This is a genomic window from Streptomyces sp. NPDC054770, assembly GCF_053611985.1.
In genome coordinates this window covers 1-15,477 of record NZ_JBSHBL010000139.1, presented here as the reverse complement: position 1 = coordinate 15,477, position 15,477 = coordinate 1, and the positions used below count along the sequence as shown (strand labels likewise).

General features: G+C 72.2%; 14 protein-coding genes. 8 read left to right on the top strand and 6 right to left on the bottom strand.

What is annotated here, in order from left to right; translation table 11 throughout:
• Both ACWGKQ_RS50450 and ACWGKQ_RS50445 read left to right on the top strand, forming a co-directional pair.
• Nucleotides 1-254 (top strand): hypothetical protein (locus tag ACWGKQ_RS50450; RefSeq protein WP_453298874.1); only part of this gene is annotated, 254 nt, incomplete at its 5' end.
• Nucleotides 255-468: 214 nt separating this feature from the next.
• On the top strand, nt 469-1,830 hold the full coding sequence (locus tag ACWGKQ_RS50445; protein ID WP_453298873.1) for a helix-turn-helix domain-containing protein: 1,362 nt from the start codon (nt 469-471) through the stop codon (nt 1,828-1,830).
• A gap of 168 nt (nt 1,831-1,998) precedes the next feature.
• Here ACWGKQ_RS50445 and ACWGKQ_RS50440 read toward each other — a convergent pair whose 3' ends face one another.
• Genes ACWGKQ_RS50440 through ACWGKQ_RS50420 form a run of 5 tightly spaced genes read right to left on the bottom strand, consistent with a single transcriptional unit; the run spans nt 1,999 to nt 8,682 of the window.
• Entirely contained in the window at nt 1,999-3,474 is a 1,476-nt protein-coding gene (locus tag ACWGKQ_RS50440; RefSeq protein WP_453298872.1) for a maltokinase N-terminal cap-like domain-containing protein, read from the bottom strand.
• A complete protein-coding gene (locus ACWGKQ_RS50435) occupies nt 3,471-5,468 on the bottom strand; it encodes an alpha-1,4-glucan--maltose-1-phosphate maltosyltransferase (protein ID WP_453298871.1) in 1,998 nt (665 codons plus the stop codon). Before ACWGKQ_RS50435 ends, ACWGKQ_RS50440 begins: the two co-directional genes overlap by 4 nt.
• A 30-nt stretch (nt 5,469-5,498) precedes the next feature.
• Nucleotides 5,499-6,128 carry a DJ-1/PfpI family protein gene (locus ACWGKQ_RS50430; RefSeq protein ID WP_453298870.1) on the bottom strand — a complete coding sequence of 210 codons (630 nt, stop codon included), beginning with the start codon at nt 6,126-6,128 and terminating at the stop codon, nt 5,499-5,501.
• A 5-nt stretch (nt 6,129-6,133) separates the two neighbouring features.
• Complete coding sequence (locus ACWGKQ_RS50425) at nt 6,134-7,810, bottom strand: thiamine pyrophosphate-binding protein (protein WP_453298869.1); 1,677 nt, start codon at nt 7,808-7,810, stop codon at nt 6,134-6,136.
• 35 nt (nt 7,811-7,845) lie between these two features.
• Nucleotides 7,846-8,682: a type 1 glutamine amidotransferase domain-containing protein gene (locus tag ACWGKQ_RS50420; protein ID WP_453298868.1), complete on the bottom strand. Its 837-nt coding sequence runs from the start codon at nt 8,680-8,682 to the stop codon at nt 7,846-7,848.
• Nucleotides 8,683-9,014: 332 nt separating this feature from the next.
• On the opposite strand from ACWGKQ_RS50420, the gene ACWGKQ_RS50415 reads away from it, so the two are divergent.
• The 6 genes from ACWGKQ_RS50415 to ACWGKQ_RS50390 are packed head-to-tail and all read left to right on the top strand — an operon-like array spanning nt 9,015 to nt 13,600.
• Nucleotides 9,015-9,428 (top strand): nuclear transport factor 2 family protein, encoded by a 414-nt coding sequence (locus ACWGKQ_RS50415; protein WP_453298867.1) that lies wholly within the window; start codon nt 9,015-9,017, stop codon nt 9,426-9,428.
• A gap of 24 nt (nt 9,429-9,452) precedes the next feature.
• Entirely contained in the window at nt 9,453-11,090 is a 1,638-nt protein-coding gene (locus tag ACWGKQ_RS50410; protein ID WP_453298866.1) for a GMC family oxidoreductase, read from the top strand.
• A complete protein-coding gene (locus ACWGKQ_RS50405) occupies nt 11,077-11,889 on the top strand; it encodes an ester cyclase (protein ID WP_453298865.1) in 813 nt (270 codons plus the stop codon). Before ACWGKQ_RS50410 ends, ACWGKQ_RS50405 begins: the two co-directional genes overlap by 14 nt.
• Before the next feature lie 33 nt (nt 11,890-11,922).
• Nucleotides 11,923-12,294, top strand: a complete 372-nt coding sequence (locus ACWGKQ_RS50400; protein WP_388922411.1) for a nuclear transport factor 2 family protein — start codon at nt 11,923-11,925, stop codon at nt 12,292-12,294.
• 5 nt (nt 12,295-12,299) lie between these two features.
• Complete coding sequence (locus ACWGKQ_RS50395; protein ID WP_453298864.1) at nt 12,300-12,749, top strand: VOC family protein; 450 nt, start codon at nt 12,300-12,302, stop codon at nt 12,747-12,749.
• Nucleotides 12,750-12,766: 17 nt separating this feature from the next.
• A complete protein-coding gene (locus ACWGKQ_RS50390) occupies nt 12,767-13,600 on the top strand; it encodes an SDR family NAD(P)-dependent oxidoreductase (protein ID WP_453298863.1) in 834 nt (277 codons plus the stop codon).
• A gap of 227 nt (nt 13,601-13,827) precedes the next feature.
• Here the strand turns inward: ACWGKQ_RS50390 and ACWGKQ_RS50385 are convergent, their stop codons facing one another.
• Nucleotides 13,828-15,465 (bottom strand): FAD-binding protein, encoded by a 1,638-nt coding sequence (locus ACWGKQ_RS50385; RefSeq protein WP_453298862.1) that lies wholly within the window; start codon nt 15,463-15,465, stop codon nt 13,828-13,830.
• Nucleotides 15,466-15,477: the final 12 nt, after the last annotated feature.

The following is a 15,477-nucleotide window of genomic DNA, read 5'->3' as shown; positions in this document are numbered from 1 at the left end:
CCGGACCGGACCCGGTCCCGTGCGAAGCGCGTATGCGATCAGCAGCAGCCACCACTCCCACCGCTGGACTGGGCCATGCCTTCGTGCTGCGGGCGGTTTCCCGGACCGGAATCGTTCAGCCACAGTCCACCCGACACAAGACCACTGACCAGGACGACGATTGCGATGAGCGCGATGAGTTTATTGCTCACGAAAATCCCCTCCCCCGAACAATAGAAGGCGGCGCTTTGACAATTAGAGTCAACATTGAATGACTGTTGTAGTCAAGTGCGTTCTTGCAAAATTACCCATATCTAAACGGAATACCACACGCCACATAACGCAATCCCTGAAGTGATCAAAGAAATCCGCTGCAAAATGCGGTGGAGAGCCACTAAAAGATCACCGGAAGCCCATTGGGTAGATATCAACTTACTGGTAACATCGATCTGTCATCCCGACAGTCAAGTACTGCACCGAGGAGTTCGCATGGATCCACTCGGCAACGCGACGGCCGCAGGACTGGGCGAGCGCATCAGGGTGTTGCGCGGCAAACGTGGACTCAAGCAGCAGGACCTCGCCTCCGGTGAGATTTCGGCGAGCTACATCTCCTTGATCGAGTCGGGGAAGCGCGGCGCGCCGTCGGACTCGGTACTCGCCGCGCTCGCCGAACGCCTGGGGTGCTCCACGGAGTACCTGCGCACCGGACGCGACGACCACGAGCTGGAGGAGACCCGGCTGCGGCTGGCCTTCGGCGAGATGGCCCTGCGCAACGGCAGCAACGGCGAGGCACTGCAGACCCTGAGCGACCTGCTGGCGAAGCCGTCCCTGCTGGACCCGTCGATGACCCGGCGCGCGCGCATCGCGCAGGCCTCCGCCCTGGAGAAGCTGGACCGCATCGAGGCCGCCATCACCATCCTCGAGGACCTCCAGCGCGACCCCGAGCTGCCGCCCGGTTCCGCCGACTGGTGCACGGTGTCGGTCGCCCTGTGCCGCTGCTACCGCAACGCCGGCGACATCACGACGAGCGTCGAGATCGGCGAGCGGGCCATGTCCCGCCTGGACGCCCTCGGCCTGGACGTCACGGTCGACCACGTCCAGCTCGGCGCCACGCTCATGACGTCGTACCACATGCGGGGCGACCTCACCCGTGCCCAGCTCCTCGGCGTCCGGCTCCTGGACGCCGCCGAGAAGCAGGGGGCACGGGCCGCGCGGGGTGCCGTCTTCTGGAACGCGGGGCTGGTGGCCCGCTCCCGCGGCCAGCTGAACGAGGCGCTGGCCCTGGTCGAGCGGGCGCTGGCGCTGATGTCCGAGGACGACAACATCCGCCATGTCGCCATGCTCAAGATGAACTGCGGCTCGCTGCTCCTCCAGGTCGACCAGCCCGAACCGGGGCGTGCCAAACAGCTCCTCGAGGAGGCCCAGCAGCTGCTGGCGGAGGTCGGCAACGCGCCCGAGCTCGCCCAGTGCGAGATCGGGCTGGCCGACGCCGACGCGATGCTCGGCAACTGGGACGAGGCCGCGGCCCACGCGGAGCGGGCGCTCGGCCTCACCGGTCCGGAGTCCCGCATCCAGGCCGTCGGCGCGCGTGCCACGCTCGCCGAGATCCATCTGCTGCGCGGCGACCACGAGCAGGCGGCGCAGTGCCTCCAGGCCGCCACCCGGCAGCTGCGCCAGTTCCCGCCGTCCCACCAGACCGCGCTCAACTGGCGGTACGTGGGCGACCTGTGGCGCCGCCAGGGCAACGGCACGGCCGCCCTGCAGGCGTACGACCACGCGCTGTCGTCGGCCGGCCTGGCCCCGAACCGCGACCCGAGCACGACCTTCACCGAGCAGGGCCGCCGCTCCTGAACCGCTCCGCCCCGTTCCCCGAACCACCCGAATTCCCCTCCCGGAACCGCCGTGGGATATCCGCACGGCAAAGAGAAAAGAACCTCCGCCGAGCCCCGCCGGGCACCTTTTCCTCGCGCCGGTTCCGGCTCTTTCAGCACCGGCAGGGCAGTTGCCGGTCCGCGGCTGTCAGCGGGCCGTCGTGGCCAGGCGGTGGATCGCGGCGAGGGGCACCGGCAGCCGGTCGGGGCGGAGCCGGGACTCGTAGACGGCCTCGTAGACGGCCTTGTCCGCCTCGAAGGCGCGGAGCAGGACGGGATGGCAGTCCGGGTCCTCGTGGCCGGCGGCGGCGTACCCGGCGACGAACGCCCGGCGGTTGCGTGCCGCCCACGCGGACGCGCGCCGGCGTCGGCGCAGCCGGGCCGCCGGTGCGGTCTGGGCCGGGTCGTTCTCCTCGACGGCGGTGAGCCCGGTGCGGGCCGCGTAGTCGAAGGAGCGCAGCATGCCGGCGACGTCGCGCAGCACCGGCTGCGGGCGGGCGCGTTCGGCGGCGGACCGGGCCGGCTCGCCCTCGAAGTCGACGATCCGCCAGCCGTCGTGGGCGCGCAGCGCCTGGCCCAGGTGCAGGTCGCCGTGGGTGCGCTGGACGTAGAGGGGGCAGCCGCGGCCGGCCACCCGGGCGCAGTCGTCGAAGAGGGCGCCGAGCCGTGCGGTGTAGCGGGCGAGGGCCGGGACCTCCTCGGCGGCCTCCTTGAGGCGCATCGTCATCCGGGCCGCCTCCTCGGCCACGTCCTCCACAGTCAGCCGGGTCCGCCCGAACGCCTCGCCCAGCGCGCCGTGCACGTCGGCGACGGCCCGGCCCAGGGCGGACGCGTCCGCGGTGAAGCCGCCGCCGGCCGAGCCGCGGCCGGCCACGGAGTCGGTGGCCTGCCACAGCGCCTCCTCCCAGCCGTCCCGCGCGTCCGGCAGGAACTCCTCGACGAGGCCGAGCACCAGGCCCTCCGCGCCGGGGGCGTCGCTGTGCACCGCCCCGTAGAGGTGGGGCGTGCGGGCGCAGTCCTGGCCGGTGAGCGCGCGCAGCGCCTCGACCTCGGTGTGCGGTCCCGGCTCCGGGCGGCGGAAGATCTTCAGCAGCACCCGGTCGCCGTAGGCCACGGAGGTGTTGCTCTGCTCCACCTGGAGCGGCTTCGGCACCAGGCCGACCGGCAGCGGATAGCGGGAGCTGCGTTCGAGGCGCGGCCCGTGCTCCGCGCCGCCGCCCGCCAGGGTGCGCAGCAGCAGGGCGAGCAGGGTGCCGTCGGCCAGCGCGTCGTAGACCCGCCAGCCCTGCCAGGGGCCGGCCGGCACGGTGGCGATCGCGGCGGGTGCCAGCCGGGCCGGCAGCTCCGGGCGCAGGCCCAGCAGGAGCTGGCAGCGCAGCGGTCCGGCGTCGCCGTCCGCCGAGACCACGGCGTGCAGCAGCAGCGGGGGTTCGTCGCCGACCACCGACGCCGCCTCCGCGGTGAGCCGGGCCCCGGCGTAGCGCGCGTCGAACCAGCGCCGGCCCGTCAGCCACGGCCCGAGCGCGGGCAGCAGCGGCTGCAGGAGCGCCGCCCTCATGTCCGTCCCGGTCTCCGCCCCCGTCTCTTTCCTCGTCCCCGTCTCTTTCCTCGTCTCCGTCCTCATGACGCCTCCTCGGTCGTCAGTACGTGCGCGACCTGGTGGGCCGGGTCGAGGCGCACATAGGTGGACTCGCCCCAGGCGTAGGCGGCTCCGGTGAGTTCGTCGCGGAGCTTGAGCGTGCCGTCGGCGGGCAGCCCCAGGGCCGCCAGATCGCAGGTCACGGTCGCCTCCTGGACCCGGTGCGGGTCCAGGTTGACGACGACCAGCACCACGTCGGTGCCGCCCTCGGGCAGGTCCACCTGCTTGGAGTAGGCGAGGACCTGGTCGTTGTCGGTGTGCTGGAGCCGCAGGTTGCGCAGTTCCTGGAGGGCCGGACGGGTCCGGCGGAGCCGGTTGAGCAGGGTGATCAGCGGGGTGAGGGTCCCTCCTTCGGCCTCGGCACGCGCCCAGTCCCGGGGGCGCAACTGGTACTTCTCCGAGGCGAGATAGTCCTCGGAGCCCTCGGTGAGCGGGGTGTTCTCGCACAGTTCGTACCCGGCGTACACGCCCCAGCTGGGCGCGGCGGTCGCCGCCAGCACGGCGCGGACCTCGAAGGCGGCCCGGCCGCCGTGCTGGAGGTAGGCGTGCAGGATGTCCGGGGTGTTCACGAACAGGTTGGGCCGCAGGAAGTCCGCACTGTCCCGGGTGAGTTCGGGCAGGTACTCGGTCAGCTCCTGCTTGGTGTTCTTCCAGGTGAAGTAGGTGTACGACTGCTGGAACCCGGCCTGGGCCAGGGCGTGCACCATGGCCCGCCGGGTGAACGCCTCGGCCAGGAACACCACGTCCGGGTCGGTCGCGTTGACCTCGGCGATCAGCCGCTCCCAGAAATGCACCGGCTTGGTGTGCGGGTTGTCCACCCGGAAGATCCGGACGCCCTGCGCCATCCAGTGCCGCAGGACGCGCAGCGCCTCCGCGTACAGGCCCTCGAAGTCGGTGTCGAAGTCGAGGGGGTGGATGTCCTCGTAGGTCTTCGGCGGGTTCTCGGCGTAGGCGACCGAGCCGTCCGCCCGGTGGTGGAACCACTCGGGGTGCCCGGTCACCCAGGGGTGGTCCGGGGAGCACTGCAGGGCGAAGTCGATCGCCACCTCCAGGCCCAGGCGGCGGGCGGTGGCGACGAAGTACCGGAAGTCGTCGAGGGTGCCGAGGTCGGGGTGGACGGCGTCGTGGCCGCCCTGCCAGGAGCCGATGGCCCAGGGCGAGCCGACGTCGTCCGGGCCCGCCACGAGAACGTTGTCGGGGCCCTTGCGATGGGTGGCGCCGATGGGGTGGACGGGCGGCAGGTACACCACGTCGAAGCCCATCGCCGCCACCGCGGTCAGCCGCTCGGCGGCGGTCCGCAGGGTGCCGCTCACCGGCGGCGCGCCCGCCTCCACCACGGCTCCCTCGGAGCGCGGGAACAGCTCGTACCAGGATCCGACCAGGGCCCGCCGCCGCTCCACGCGCAGCGCGAACGGCCGGGAGGCGGTGACCAGTTCGCGCAGTGCGTAGCGGCCCAGGGCGGCCGTCACCCGGGGGGAGGTGACGGCCGCCAGCCGGGCCGAGGGCGGGCTCAGCGGGTCGCGGAGTGCGGCCATCGCGGCCCGGACCTCCTCGCGCCGCCCCCAGTCGGTGATGTCGTTCTCGCCGTGTGCCGCCCGTTCGTGCAGCAGCACGCCCTCGCGCAGGGTGAGTTCGGTGTCGACGCCGGCCGCGGTCTTCAGCTCGGCGTCCCCGCGCCAGGTGGCCAGGGGATCGGCCCAGGCCTCGACGCGGAAGGTCCACAGGCCCTCGGCGTCGGGGACCACGGTGGCGCTCCAGCGGTCGGCGTCCGCGTCGACGAGGGTCATCGGCACCCGCCGGGCGGGGGCCCCCTCGGGGCCGCGCAGGACCACGTCCGCGGCGATCACGCCGTGGCCCTCGCGGAAGACGGTGGCCGTGATGTCGAGGTGTTCTCCGGTCACGGCCTTGGCGGGCAGTTCCCCGTCCCGCACCCGGGGGCGGACGTCGAGGATCGGGATGCGCCCGGTCACCGGTGTCATGAGATCGCTCCTCTCCCCGTTCGCGTCCCGTCAGCCCTGCCCGGCCGGGACGGGCTGGGCAGCCTCGGCCGACTGGGCGGACTGGGCGGACTGACGGTCGGCGAGCAGGTCGATGATGGTCCGGGCGAAGACGTGGCAGTGGTTGCCGGTGCGGCCGGTGACCAGGTCGTCGTGGACGACGACGTCCTGGTCGACGTACTCGCCGCCCATGTTCCGCAGGTCGCCCAGCAGGTTGTTGTGCACCACCGCGCGCCGGCCGCGCATCAGGCCCGGGACCGGCGCGGCGAGCCACATGCCGTGGCAGATGATGCCCTTGACGATCGCCGGGTCGGCGAACGCGCGGCGCAGGAACTGCGCGGCGGGCGGCAGCTGTTCGGGGTCCTCGGTGTAGCGGAGGCGGTCGGAGACCATCCCGGAGGGGACGATCACCGCCGAGTACTCCTTGAGCGCGAACTCGTCGAGGTCCTCGAAGGACTCGTTGACGTCGAAGGGCATGCGGTGCTCGTGCCCCTGGAAGGTCATGGCCTCGTTGCCCCAGAGCCGGGTCAGGAAGTGGACCTCGGCGCCCTCCTCGGGGAAGCGGTAGCGGTAGTAGAGGATCTCGGGCTCGTAGAAGTCGCTCTCCATCAGGACGGCGATCTTGTGTCCGTTCAGTCGCACGGCGGTCACCCCTTTCCCTTGGCCGTCACCAGGTCGACGAGGAACGGCCCGTGGTGGGCCAGGGCCTGTGCCACCGCGTCCTCGGCCTGCCCGGGCTTCTCCACCCGCACCGCGGCCACGCCGAGGGAGCGGGCGAGGCCGACGAAGTCGATGGACGGGTGGGAGAGGTCGAACATGCCGGGCTGTTCGTGGGCCGGTATGCCGGTCTCCCGCCAGTACTCCTCGATGTTGTCCTCCAGCAGCCGGTAGCTGCCGTTGTTGCAGATCACGAACTTGGTGGGCAGGCCGTGGCGGGCGGCCGTCCACAGCGCCTGGAAGGTGTACATGCTGCCGCCGTCGCCGGTGAAGCCGACCACCGTGCGGTCGGGGTGGGCGAGCTGGGCGCCGAGTGCGCCGGGCAGGCCGACGCCGAGGGAGCCGCCCCGGGTCTGCATCCACTGGCCGGGCACGGTGGCCGGCAGGTGCCGGAAGAGCGTCGGGGACGCGGTCAGCGCCTCGTCGAACAGCAGGGCGTCGGGCGGCAGTTGCCGGGCGAGTTCCCTGGCGAAGGCGGCGGTGGGCACGGACTGCGCCTCGCCGTCGGCCAGGTCCCGGTCTCGGGCGCCGGCCAGGGCGTCGGCCCGCTCGGCGGCCCGCACCCGCAGCCGTTCGGCCGCTTCCGTCCGCCGCCCGTCGCCCATCTCCCCGTGCAGCGCGTCGGCGAGCAGCCCGAGGGTGGCCTTCGGGTCGGCCACGATGCCGAGGTCGACCGGGAAGTTCTTGGCGATGGCGTCGGTGTCCAGGTCCACGTGGACCACCGGGGTGCCCTCGGCGAAGACGTCGTACAGGGCCGGGAACACCTCGGGCAGCGCGTAGGTGCCGACGATCAGGACGCCGTCGGCGGCGCCGGTGATCCGCCGGCTCTGCTCGCCGAACATGTGCCCCAACTGGCCAGCGTAGGCCGGGTGTTGCACGGAGAGGTTGACCTCGGCCCAGTCGGCGCCGTACACGTCGGCGCCCCACAGCTCGGCGAGGCGTGCCAGTTCTGCCTGTGCACCCGCGAAGTGCACGCCGTCGCCGGCCACGATCAGCGGGCGGCGGGCCCCGGCGAGCAGCGTGGCGGCCCGGGCGACGGTGTCCGGGGCGGGCCGGCTGCGGGTGTCCGGATAGGAGACCGGGACGACCGGCTCGCGGGTGCCGGCGTCCATCACGTCGGCCGGCAGCACCACCAGGACCGGCCCGTACGGCGGGGTCCCGGCCACCTTGAAGGCGCGGCGCAGCACCCGCAGCGTGGAGTCGGGGTCGAGCACGCGGGTCGCCCACTTGGTGACCGGTTCCGCCATGCCGACCAGGTCGGCCGCCATCTGGGCGTCCAGTCCCGCGTACCGCAGCCCGGCCTCGCCGACCAGGGTGACGATCGGGGCGTGGCCGCGCATGGCCTGGTAGAGCATGCCGATGCCGTTGCCGAGGCCGACCCCGGAGTGCAGTTGCAGGACCGCCGGGGTGCGGGTGGCGCGGGCGTGGCCGTCCGCCATGCCGACGGCCGTGGCCTCCTGCAGGGCCAGGATGTACTGGATCGAGGGGAAGGAGCGCAGTTCGTCGAGGAACCCCTGCTCGACCGTGCCGGGGTTGCCGAACATGTACCGGACGCCTTCGGCCTCCAGTTGCTCCAGGAGCGCGACGCGCGCGGGCCTGCTGTCCATGCTGGTCACCTCTCGCGGGACGGGATGTCAGGACGTCAGGAGGTCCTGAACCCCCACTGGCGCAGGCCCTGTTCGAGGACCTCGACGGTCTTCTGGCCGGTCAGGTAGGAGTCCGGGGTCGAACGGCCCGTGATGAACGGGTAGTCGACGATGACCGAGGTCTCCTTGCCGAAGTTGCCGTGGTAGGCGCCGCCGGGTGCGGTGGCGTCGCGCAGGATGTACTCCAGCGGGTACGGCGGCGGGCCCATCACGAAGTCGGTGCCGAGGAACCCGGTGCCGTCCTTGTAGTCGTACTCGATGCAGTGCCCGGTGACGTGCTTGCCGCGGATGATGGACTCGCGGGTCTCCTGGTCGCGGGCGAAGGCCAGGCAGGCGACGCCGTAGCACTCGGCGGCGATCGGCCGGTCCAGGGCGCGGAAGGCCAGGATCAGGTCGTGCACCCGCCAGTTGTTGGCGAGGTCGACGATGGGTCCGCTGCCGCCGACGATCAGCAGCGCGTCGTAGCGGTCGGCGATCTGGCGGCGGATCTGCTCCAGGCGGCTGTGGTAGGCCTCCCAGTCGCGCAGGAAGTACGGCCGGGAGCGGTAGGGCCGGTCGGGCAGCCAGGACGCGAGGTCGAGGGGGTTGTCGAGCCGGTCCGACTCCTCGACGGCCCGCACCTTGGCCGCCATCTCGGGCGTGGTGACGGACCGGCCGAGCGGCGGGTCGACGTACTCGGGGTCCATGCTCGGCGGCAGCGCGTTGGGCCGCTTGCCGGTGGGGGTGGCGAAGGTGACGTGGTAGCCGGCCTGGTCGAAGGTCTCCAGGGGGCCGATCAACTCCTCGCCCCAGTAGCCGTGTTCGGACAGGACGACGAGGATGCGCCTGCTCATGGGATTCCTCCCGGATCGGCGGGACGGTGCCAAGTGGCGAATTCCTGTCTACGGCGGGGCACTTCGTCCGGACCATCTCGCCCGCCCGTGCTCACGGCACATGCCCAAGTGGCCGAATGCACTACGGCATGTCGTGGCCAAGGCCCGCGGAAGCATCGCTACCGGGCGGTACGGCCGCCGCGGGAGCCGAGTTGCCCGAGCCTGAGCTGCGACTTCGCACAGTGCGGCCGGGGTTCGGGCGCGGGGGCGCGCGGGGCGCCCTGGCTGTGGGGTCATCGGACGCGTATCGCTCCCGGTTCCCGGGGGCGGGACCCCGATGAGCGGAGACATCCATGTCCACCGAACAGACCGGCTCCGACCGGGAGATCGAGGAGTTCGTGCAGCGCTGGTTCGGCCTGCTCAACGTGCACGCCCCGGTCGCGGAGCTGCTGCCCTACGTAGCCGACGAGGGCCTGGAGATGGCCTTCCCGGAGCGCACCCTGCACAGCCACGCGGACTTTCTCGACTGGTACGCGGCCGTCGGTGAGGCCTACAGCGAGCAGGACCACACCGTGGAGAAGCTCGTCCACGAGGAGACCGGAGCCCGGATCGGCATCGACCTGACCGTCGTGTGGACGGCGAAGTCGACCGCCGACGGCTCCGTGTCCTCCTTCCGGATCAACCAGCAGTGGCAGCTCGAACGCCCCGCGCCGGGCGCCGCCCCGGTGATCGTCGACTACCAGGTCGGCGAGCCGGCCGCCCTCTGACCCCGTCACCGTTTGGAGGCTGTCATGCCGTCGAATCCGACTCCCCCGGTGCCCCAGGGCGCCGACTACGTGGTGGTCGGCGCGGGTTCCGCCGGCTGTGCCGTCGCCGCCCGGCTCAGCGCGGACCCGTCCGTGACCGTGATCCTGCTGGAGGCCGGCGGCCCGGACGAACGTCCCGAGATCCACCACGCCGACGCCGCCTCGGTCCTCTCCCTGCTCACCGCCGACTGGCGCGGCGAGATCGACTGGGGCTACGTCACCGAACCCGAGGCCGGCATGGACGGCCGCAGCATCCCGGTGGCCCGCGGCAAGGTCCTCGGCGGGTGCAGCTCCGTCAACGCCCTGATGTGGGTGCGCGGCAGCCGCCACGACTACGACCGCTGGGTCACCCAGGGCGCGAGCGGCTGGTCGTACGACGAGGTCCTGCCGTACTTCCGGGCCGCCGAGAGCTACTCCGGCGGCGGCTCCGAGCTGCGCGGGGCCGACGGCCCGGTCCGGGTACGGCAGTTGGACCACCCGTCCCCGCTGGCGTCCGCCTTCGTGGCGGCGGCCGGTGAACTCGGCCACGACGCCGCGAGCGACGGCGACTACAACGGCGCCCGGCAGGACGGGTTCGGTTTCCTGTACCAGACCAACCGCGACGACGCGGGCGGGCGGTGCAGCGCGGCCGACGCCTACCTGCGCCCGGCGCTCGACCGGCCCAACCTGACCGTGCTGACCGGCGCCCGCACCACCCGGCTGCTGCTCGACGGGGACCGGGTCACCGGCGCCGAGTACGTCCGAGGCGGCGCCCCGGCACAGATCCGCGCCGACCGCGAAGTCATCGTGTCCGCAGGCGCGTTCGAGTCGCCGAAGCTCCTGATGCTGTCCGGGATCGGCCCGGCCGACCACCTCAGGGCGCACGGCATCCACTGCGTGCGCGACCTGCCGGGCGTGGGCGCCGGACTCCAGGACCACCTCTTCACCCCCGTCTGCTACCAGTCCCTCCAGGAGCACCCGCCCGGCGCGCTGCTCTCCGAGGCCGGGCTGTTCACCCACACCCCGGCGGCCGACCCGGCCGGGCCGCCCGACCTCCAGTTCACCTTCGGCCCGGTGAAGTTCCTGCCCGCCGGTGCGCCGGCCGAGCAGTGGGAGGGCCCCGGCCTCACCTTCGCGCCGATCGCCGTGCTCCCGCACAGCCGGGGCCGGGTCCGGCTGCGCGACGCCGACCCCGAGTCCAACGCGGTGATCAGCGCCGGCTACCTCACCTCGGCGGCCGACCTGGACGTCCTGGTGTACGGGGTCGAGCTGGCCCGCGAACTGGCCGCCACCCGGGCCTTCGACGCCTTCCGCGGCGACGAACTGGGCCCCGGCAAGGACGTCACGACCCCCGCCGAGCTGCGCGCCTACGTCGCCGCCAACGCCACCACCCTGTGGCACCCGGCCGGCACCTGCCGGATGGGCGCGGGCCCGGACGCGGTCACCGACCCCGAGCTGCGCGTCCACGGCATCGAGGGCCTCAGGGTCGCCGACGCCTCCGTGATGCCGTCCATCGTGGCCGGCAACACCCACGCACCCAGCATCATGATCGGCGAGCGCGCGGCGGCGTTCGCCCTCGGCACCTCCGAGCCGCTTCCGTCCGCCGCCCGACCGACCGAGGGGATGCAGCATGTCCACCCGTGACCAGCAGGAGATCGAGAAGCTCTACTCGCGCTTCCTCGACGCGCTGAACGCCGGCGACCTCCAGGGGGTCCGCGCCGTCCTCAGCCCGGACTTCACCGACCACCACCCCGGCTTCGACATCACCGGCATCGACTCCTACCTGGACGCGGTGCGCGGCGCCCACGAGTCGCTCGACCTCAAGGGCGAGCTGGAGGAGGGCGTGCCGCTCGGCGACGACCGGATCGTCACCCGGGTCAAGCTCACCGGCACCCACCTCGGCGACGTGCTCGGCTTCCCGGCCACCGGCCGCAAGGTCGAGTGGTCCACCACCGAGATCTGGCGGGCCGAGAACGGCCTGTTCGCCGAGCGCTGGGCCCAGGACGACCTGCTCGGCCTGCGCGCCCAGCTGTCCTCGGACGACCTGAACTACACCGTCGTACGGCAGGTCAGCGACGCGGTCAACGAGCGCCGCTACGACGACCTGGACGAGATGTTCGGGCCGACGTTCAAGGACAACAACCCGGCCTGGAGCGTCGAGAGCCTCGACGAGCTCAAGGGGATCATCAAGGCCGCGCACGACGCGCTGGACTTCACCGTGCACCTCGACGCCCTGTACCCGGCCGCCCCGGACAAGGTGATCATGCACATCACCTTCCACGGCCGGCACATCGCACCGTTCTTCGGCAAGGAGCCGACCGGCAAGGAGGTCTCCTGGACCAGCCTGGAGGTCTACCGCCTGGAGGACGGCAAGGTCGTCGAGCGCTGGGTGCAGGCCGACACCACGGGCCTGATGCGCCAGCTCGGCGTGGACCTCCCCTGACCCCCATCACAGGCACGCAGGAAGGACGGGCGCATGAGCACCCGAGAAGTGGTCGACACGTACTACCGGCTGGCCAACGAGGGCGACTGGGACGCCTGGTGCGACCTGTTCGCGATCGACCAGACCATGGACGAGCAGCTGGCCGGGCACGTCGAGGGACGCGAGACGCTCCGCGAGATGATGAAGGGCTTCCCGCAGATGTACGCCTCCTTCGCCAACGTCCCCCGGCACGTCGTGGTGGACGGCGAGCAGGCCGCGGTGGTCTCCGACATCACCGCCCGCACCCCGGACGGCATCACGGTCGAGGCCGCGGTGTGCAACTACTTCCGGGTCCGGGGCGGCCTGATCACCTACATGACGAACGTCCACGACACCGTGCCGTTCGCCCCGGTCACCGGGAAGTGACGGCCGTGACGACCCCCGCCCCGAACGGCCTGCGCTGGGCGCACGTGGGCCTCAACTGCCGTGACCAGAAGGCCACCGAGGACTTCTACACCCGGCACTTCGGCTTCCGCCGGGCCCGGGTGGTGGAGGCCGACGGCGCCCGCGTGGTCTTCCTGCGCAACGGCCCGGTGTACCTGGAGCTGTTCGCGACCGACGCGGACCCGCTCGTGACGGCCGAGAAGGACGGCCCGACCGCCCCCGGCACCGCCCGCCACCTCGCCTTCCAGGTCGACGACGTGGACGCGTTCCTCGCCGCCGCCCAGGGCGAGCTGGAACCGACGCTCGGGCCGCTGCCCTTCGACGAGTTCATCCCCGGCTGGAAGACGGTGTGGGTGTCCGACCCGGACGGCATCGTGGTGGAGGTCAGCCAGGGATACACCGACCAGTCCACCGAAGAACTGGCAACGTACGCCTGACAGGAGAGTTCCCCACTATGAAGGCCGTTCCCGAGCAGACCATTCTCATCACCGGCGCGACCGACGGTCTCGGCCGCGCGGTCGCCCGTGAACTCGCCGCGCAGGGCGCGTCGCTGATCCTGCACGGCCGCAGCGCGGCCAAGGGCGCGGACCTGCTGGCCGAGCTGCGCGCGGCCGGCGCCACCGGCCGGCTGAGCTACGAGCTGGCCGACTTCTCCTCCCTGGAGGACATCGGCAAGCTCGCCGAGCGGATCCTCACCACGTACGACCGGCTGGACGTGCTGGTGAACAACGCGGGCATCGGGGTCGAGCTGGCCCGCCAGGAGAGCCAGGACGGGCTGGAGCTCACCTTCCAGGTCGACTACCTGGCGGCCTACATCCTCAGCTGCCGGCTCGCCCCGCTGCTGGTGGCCTCGGCACCGGCCCGCATCATCAACGTCAGCTCCGCGGGCCAGGCCCCGATCGACTTCCGGGACGTGATGCTGGAGCGCAACTGGGACGGGGTGCAGGCCTACTGCCAGGCCAAGCTCGCCCAGATCTCGCTCACCTTCGACCTGGCCGAGCGGCTGGCGGGCACCGGGGTCACGGCCAACGCGCTGCACCCGGCGTCGTACATGCCGACCAAGATGGTGGTGAACCTGTTCACCCCGCAGAGCACGGTCGCGGACGGCATGCGCAGCACGCTTCGGCTGATCACCGACCCGAAGCTGGACGACGTCTCGGGCGTCTACTTCAACCGCACGACGCGGGCCCGGGCGGGCGCCCAGGCATACGACGACACCTCCCGCGCCCGGCTGCGCGAGCTCAGCGAGTCACTGACGGGGGTGGCGTTCCCGGCCAGCTTCGGCTGATCCCGGCTCCCCTGCGCGGGACGAGCCCCCGCCTCGGTGCGTCGAGGCGGGGGCTCGTCCGTGTCCCGGTGGGACCAAGCGCTCCGCTGGAAGTGCCGCGATCTGCCGTCTGTTGACTGCGGCGCCATCGTGGCTGGTCGCGCCCACGCGGCGGCAGCCGCAAATCGATACAGCCCCGCGCCCCTTACGGGGCGCTGCCGAACCGCAGCGGATTTCGCCGGACCCGCTCAGGGCGCCGTGACGGAGAGCCGGTGGTGGAAGACGTTGTGCGGGTCCCAGGTCGCCTTCACTGCCTGGAGCCGGGCGAGGTTGTCCTTGAAGTAGAGGCTCTGCCAGGACACCCCCGAGGTGTTCCAGGCCGGGTCGGCGAGGTCGGTGTCCGGGTAGTTGATGTACGAGCCGTCGTTGGTGTCGTCGGGCGCGGGCACCCCGCCGGTGCCGGCGTACAGGTCGCGGTAGAGGTTGCGCATCCACCCGACATGCCGGTCGTCGTCGGCCGCGTCGGGCCAGTACGTCGTGAAGTTGGCCTTCAGCACCGAGTCCCGCTGGGCCAGCGCGGTGGCCGAGGACGGGACGGTGTTGACCTTGCCGCCGTAGGAGTAGAGCAGGATGCCGGCGTGGCCGTCGTAGCCGGCGTCGGAGAGGTGGCCGTAGAGGGTCGAGGCCTGCGCGGCGGACCAGCCCTTGCGCAGATAGGCGCCCTTGGACTTGGTCCGGTTGTACAGGCCGGTGTCGTAGGGGTCCTTGAGGGTGGTCTTCATCCAGGGCCAGGAGGAGCGCACGTCCGTGTACGGCGCGCCGATACCGCCGGCCACCGCCGTGACGTACGCGTCGAGCAGCGCGGCGGCGTCCGGGAGGGTGCCGTCGATCTGGGAGTTGAGCACGACGGCGCCCTGCACGCGGTTGTAGAGGATGAGCACGCTGTGCAGGCTGTCGTAGGCGGAGCCGGCCGCGCTGTTGCGGGCGTGCCAGGTGCCGTGGTCCGCGATCAGGGCGGTGAAGGCGGCCTCGGTCAGGTCGCTCCACTTGATGGTGACCGTGGACTTCAGGAGCGTCTTCGGCGGCCTGGGCAGCAGGGTGGCGGGGTCGGTGCCGGTGGCGTCCGGGGAGCGGAACCAGTAGCGGGTGACGATGCCGTAGGTGCCGCCGCCCCCGCCGGTGTGCGCCCACCACAGCTCGCGGTGCGGGTCGTCCGGCTCCCGGGTGGCGACCACCGCGCGGGCGGTGCCGGACGCGTCGACGGTCACCACCTCGACGGCGTACAGGTGGTCCACGACGGCGCCGTGCTGCCGGCACATGGCGCCGTACCCGCCGCCGCTGACGTGCCCGCCGACCCCGACGGTCGGGCAGGTGCCGCCGGGCAGGGCCACGCCCCACTCCAGGTACAGGGTCCGGTAGACGTGGCCGAGGGTGGCCCCGCCCTCGACGAGGAAGGCCCGGCGGGCGGGGTCGTAGCGCACGGCGTCCATCTCGGACATGTCGACGAGTATCCGTACGTCCGGGTCGTCGACGAGCCCGTCCAGGCAGTGCCCGCCGCCGCGCACCCCGATGCGTCTGCCGTCCCGCACGGCCTCCTGGACGACGGCCACCACCTGGTCGGTGCTGTGCACGAGCCGCACAGAGTCGGGGGCGGCGGTGAATCTCGCGTTGTAGCCGCGCGAGGTGAGGTCGAGATAGCGGGCGTCGGCGGCGTCGACGGTGACCGCGTCGACGGTGACCGCGGCGGGGGCGGCCGTCGTGGTGGCGGCGTGCGCGGGGGCCGGGAGGAGGGCCGCGCCGGCTCCGGCGGCGGCCGCCGTGCCGAGGAGTCCGCGCCGGGTGAGTCCGGCGGCGGGCCGCAGGTCCGGCTGCTGCTGTCGTGTCACAGATCTCTCCTG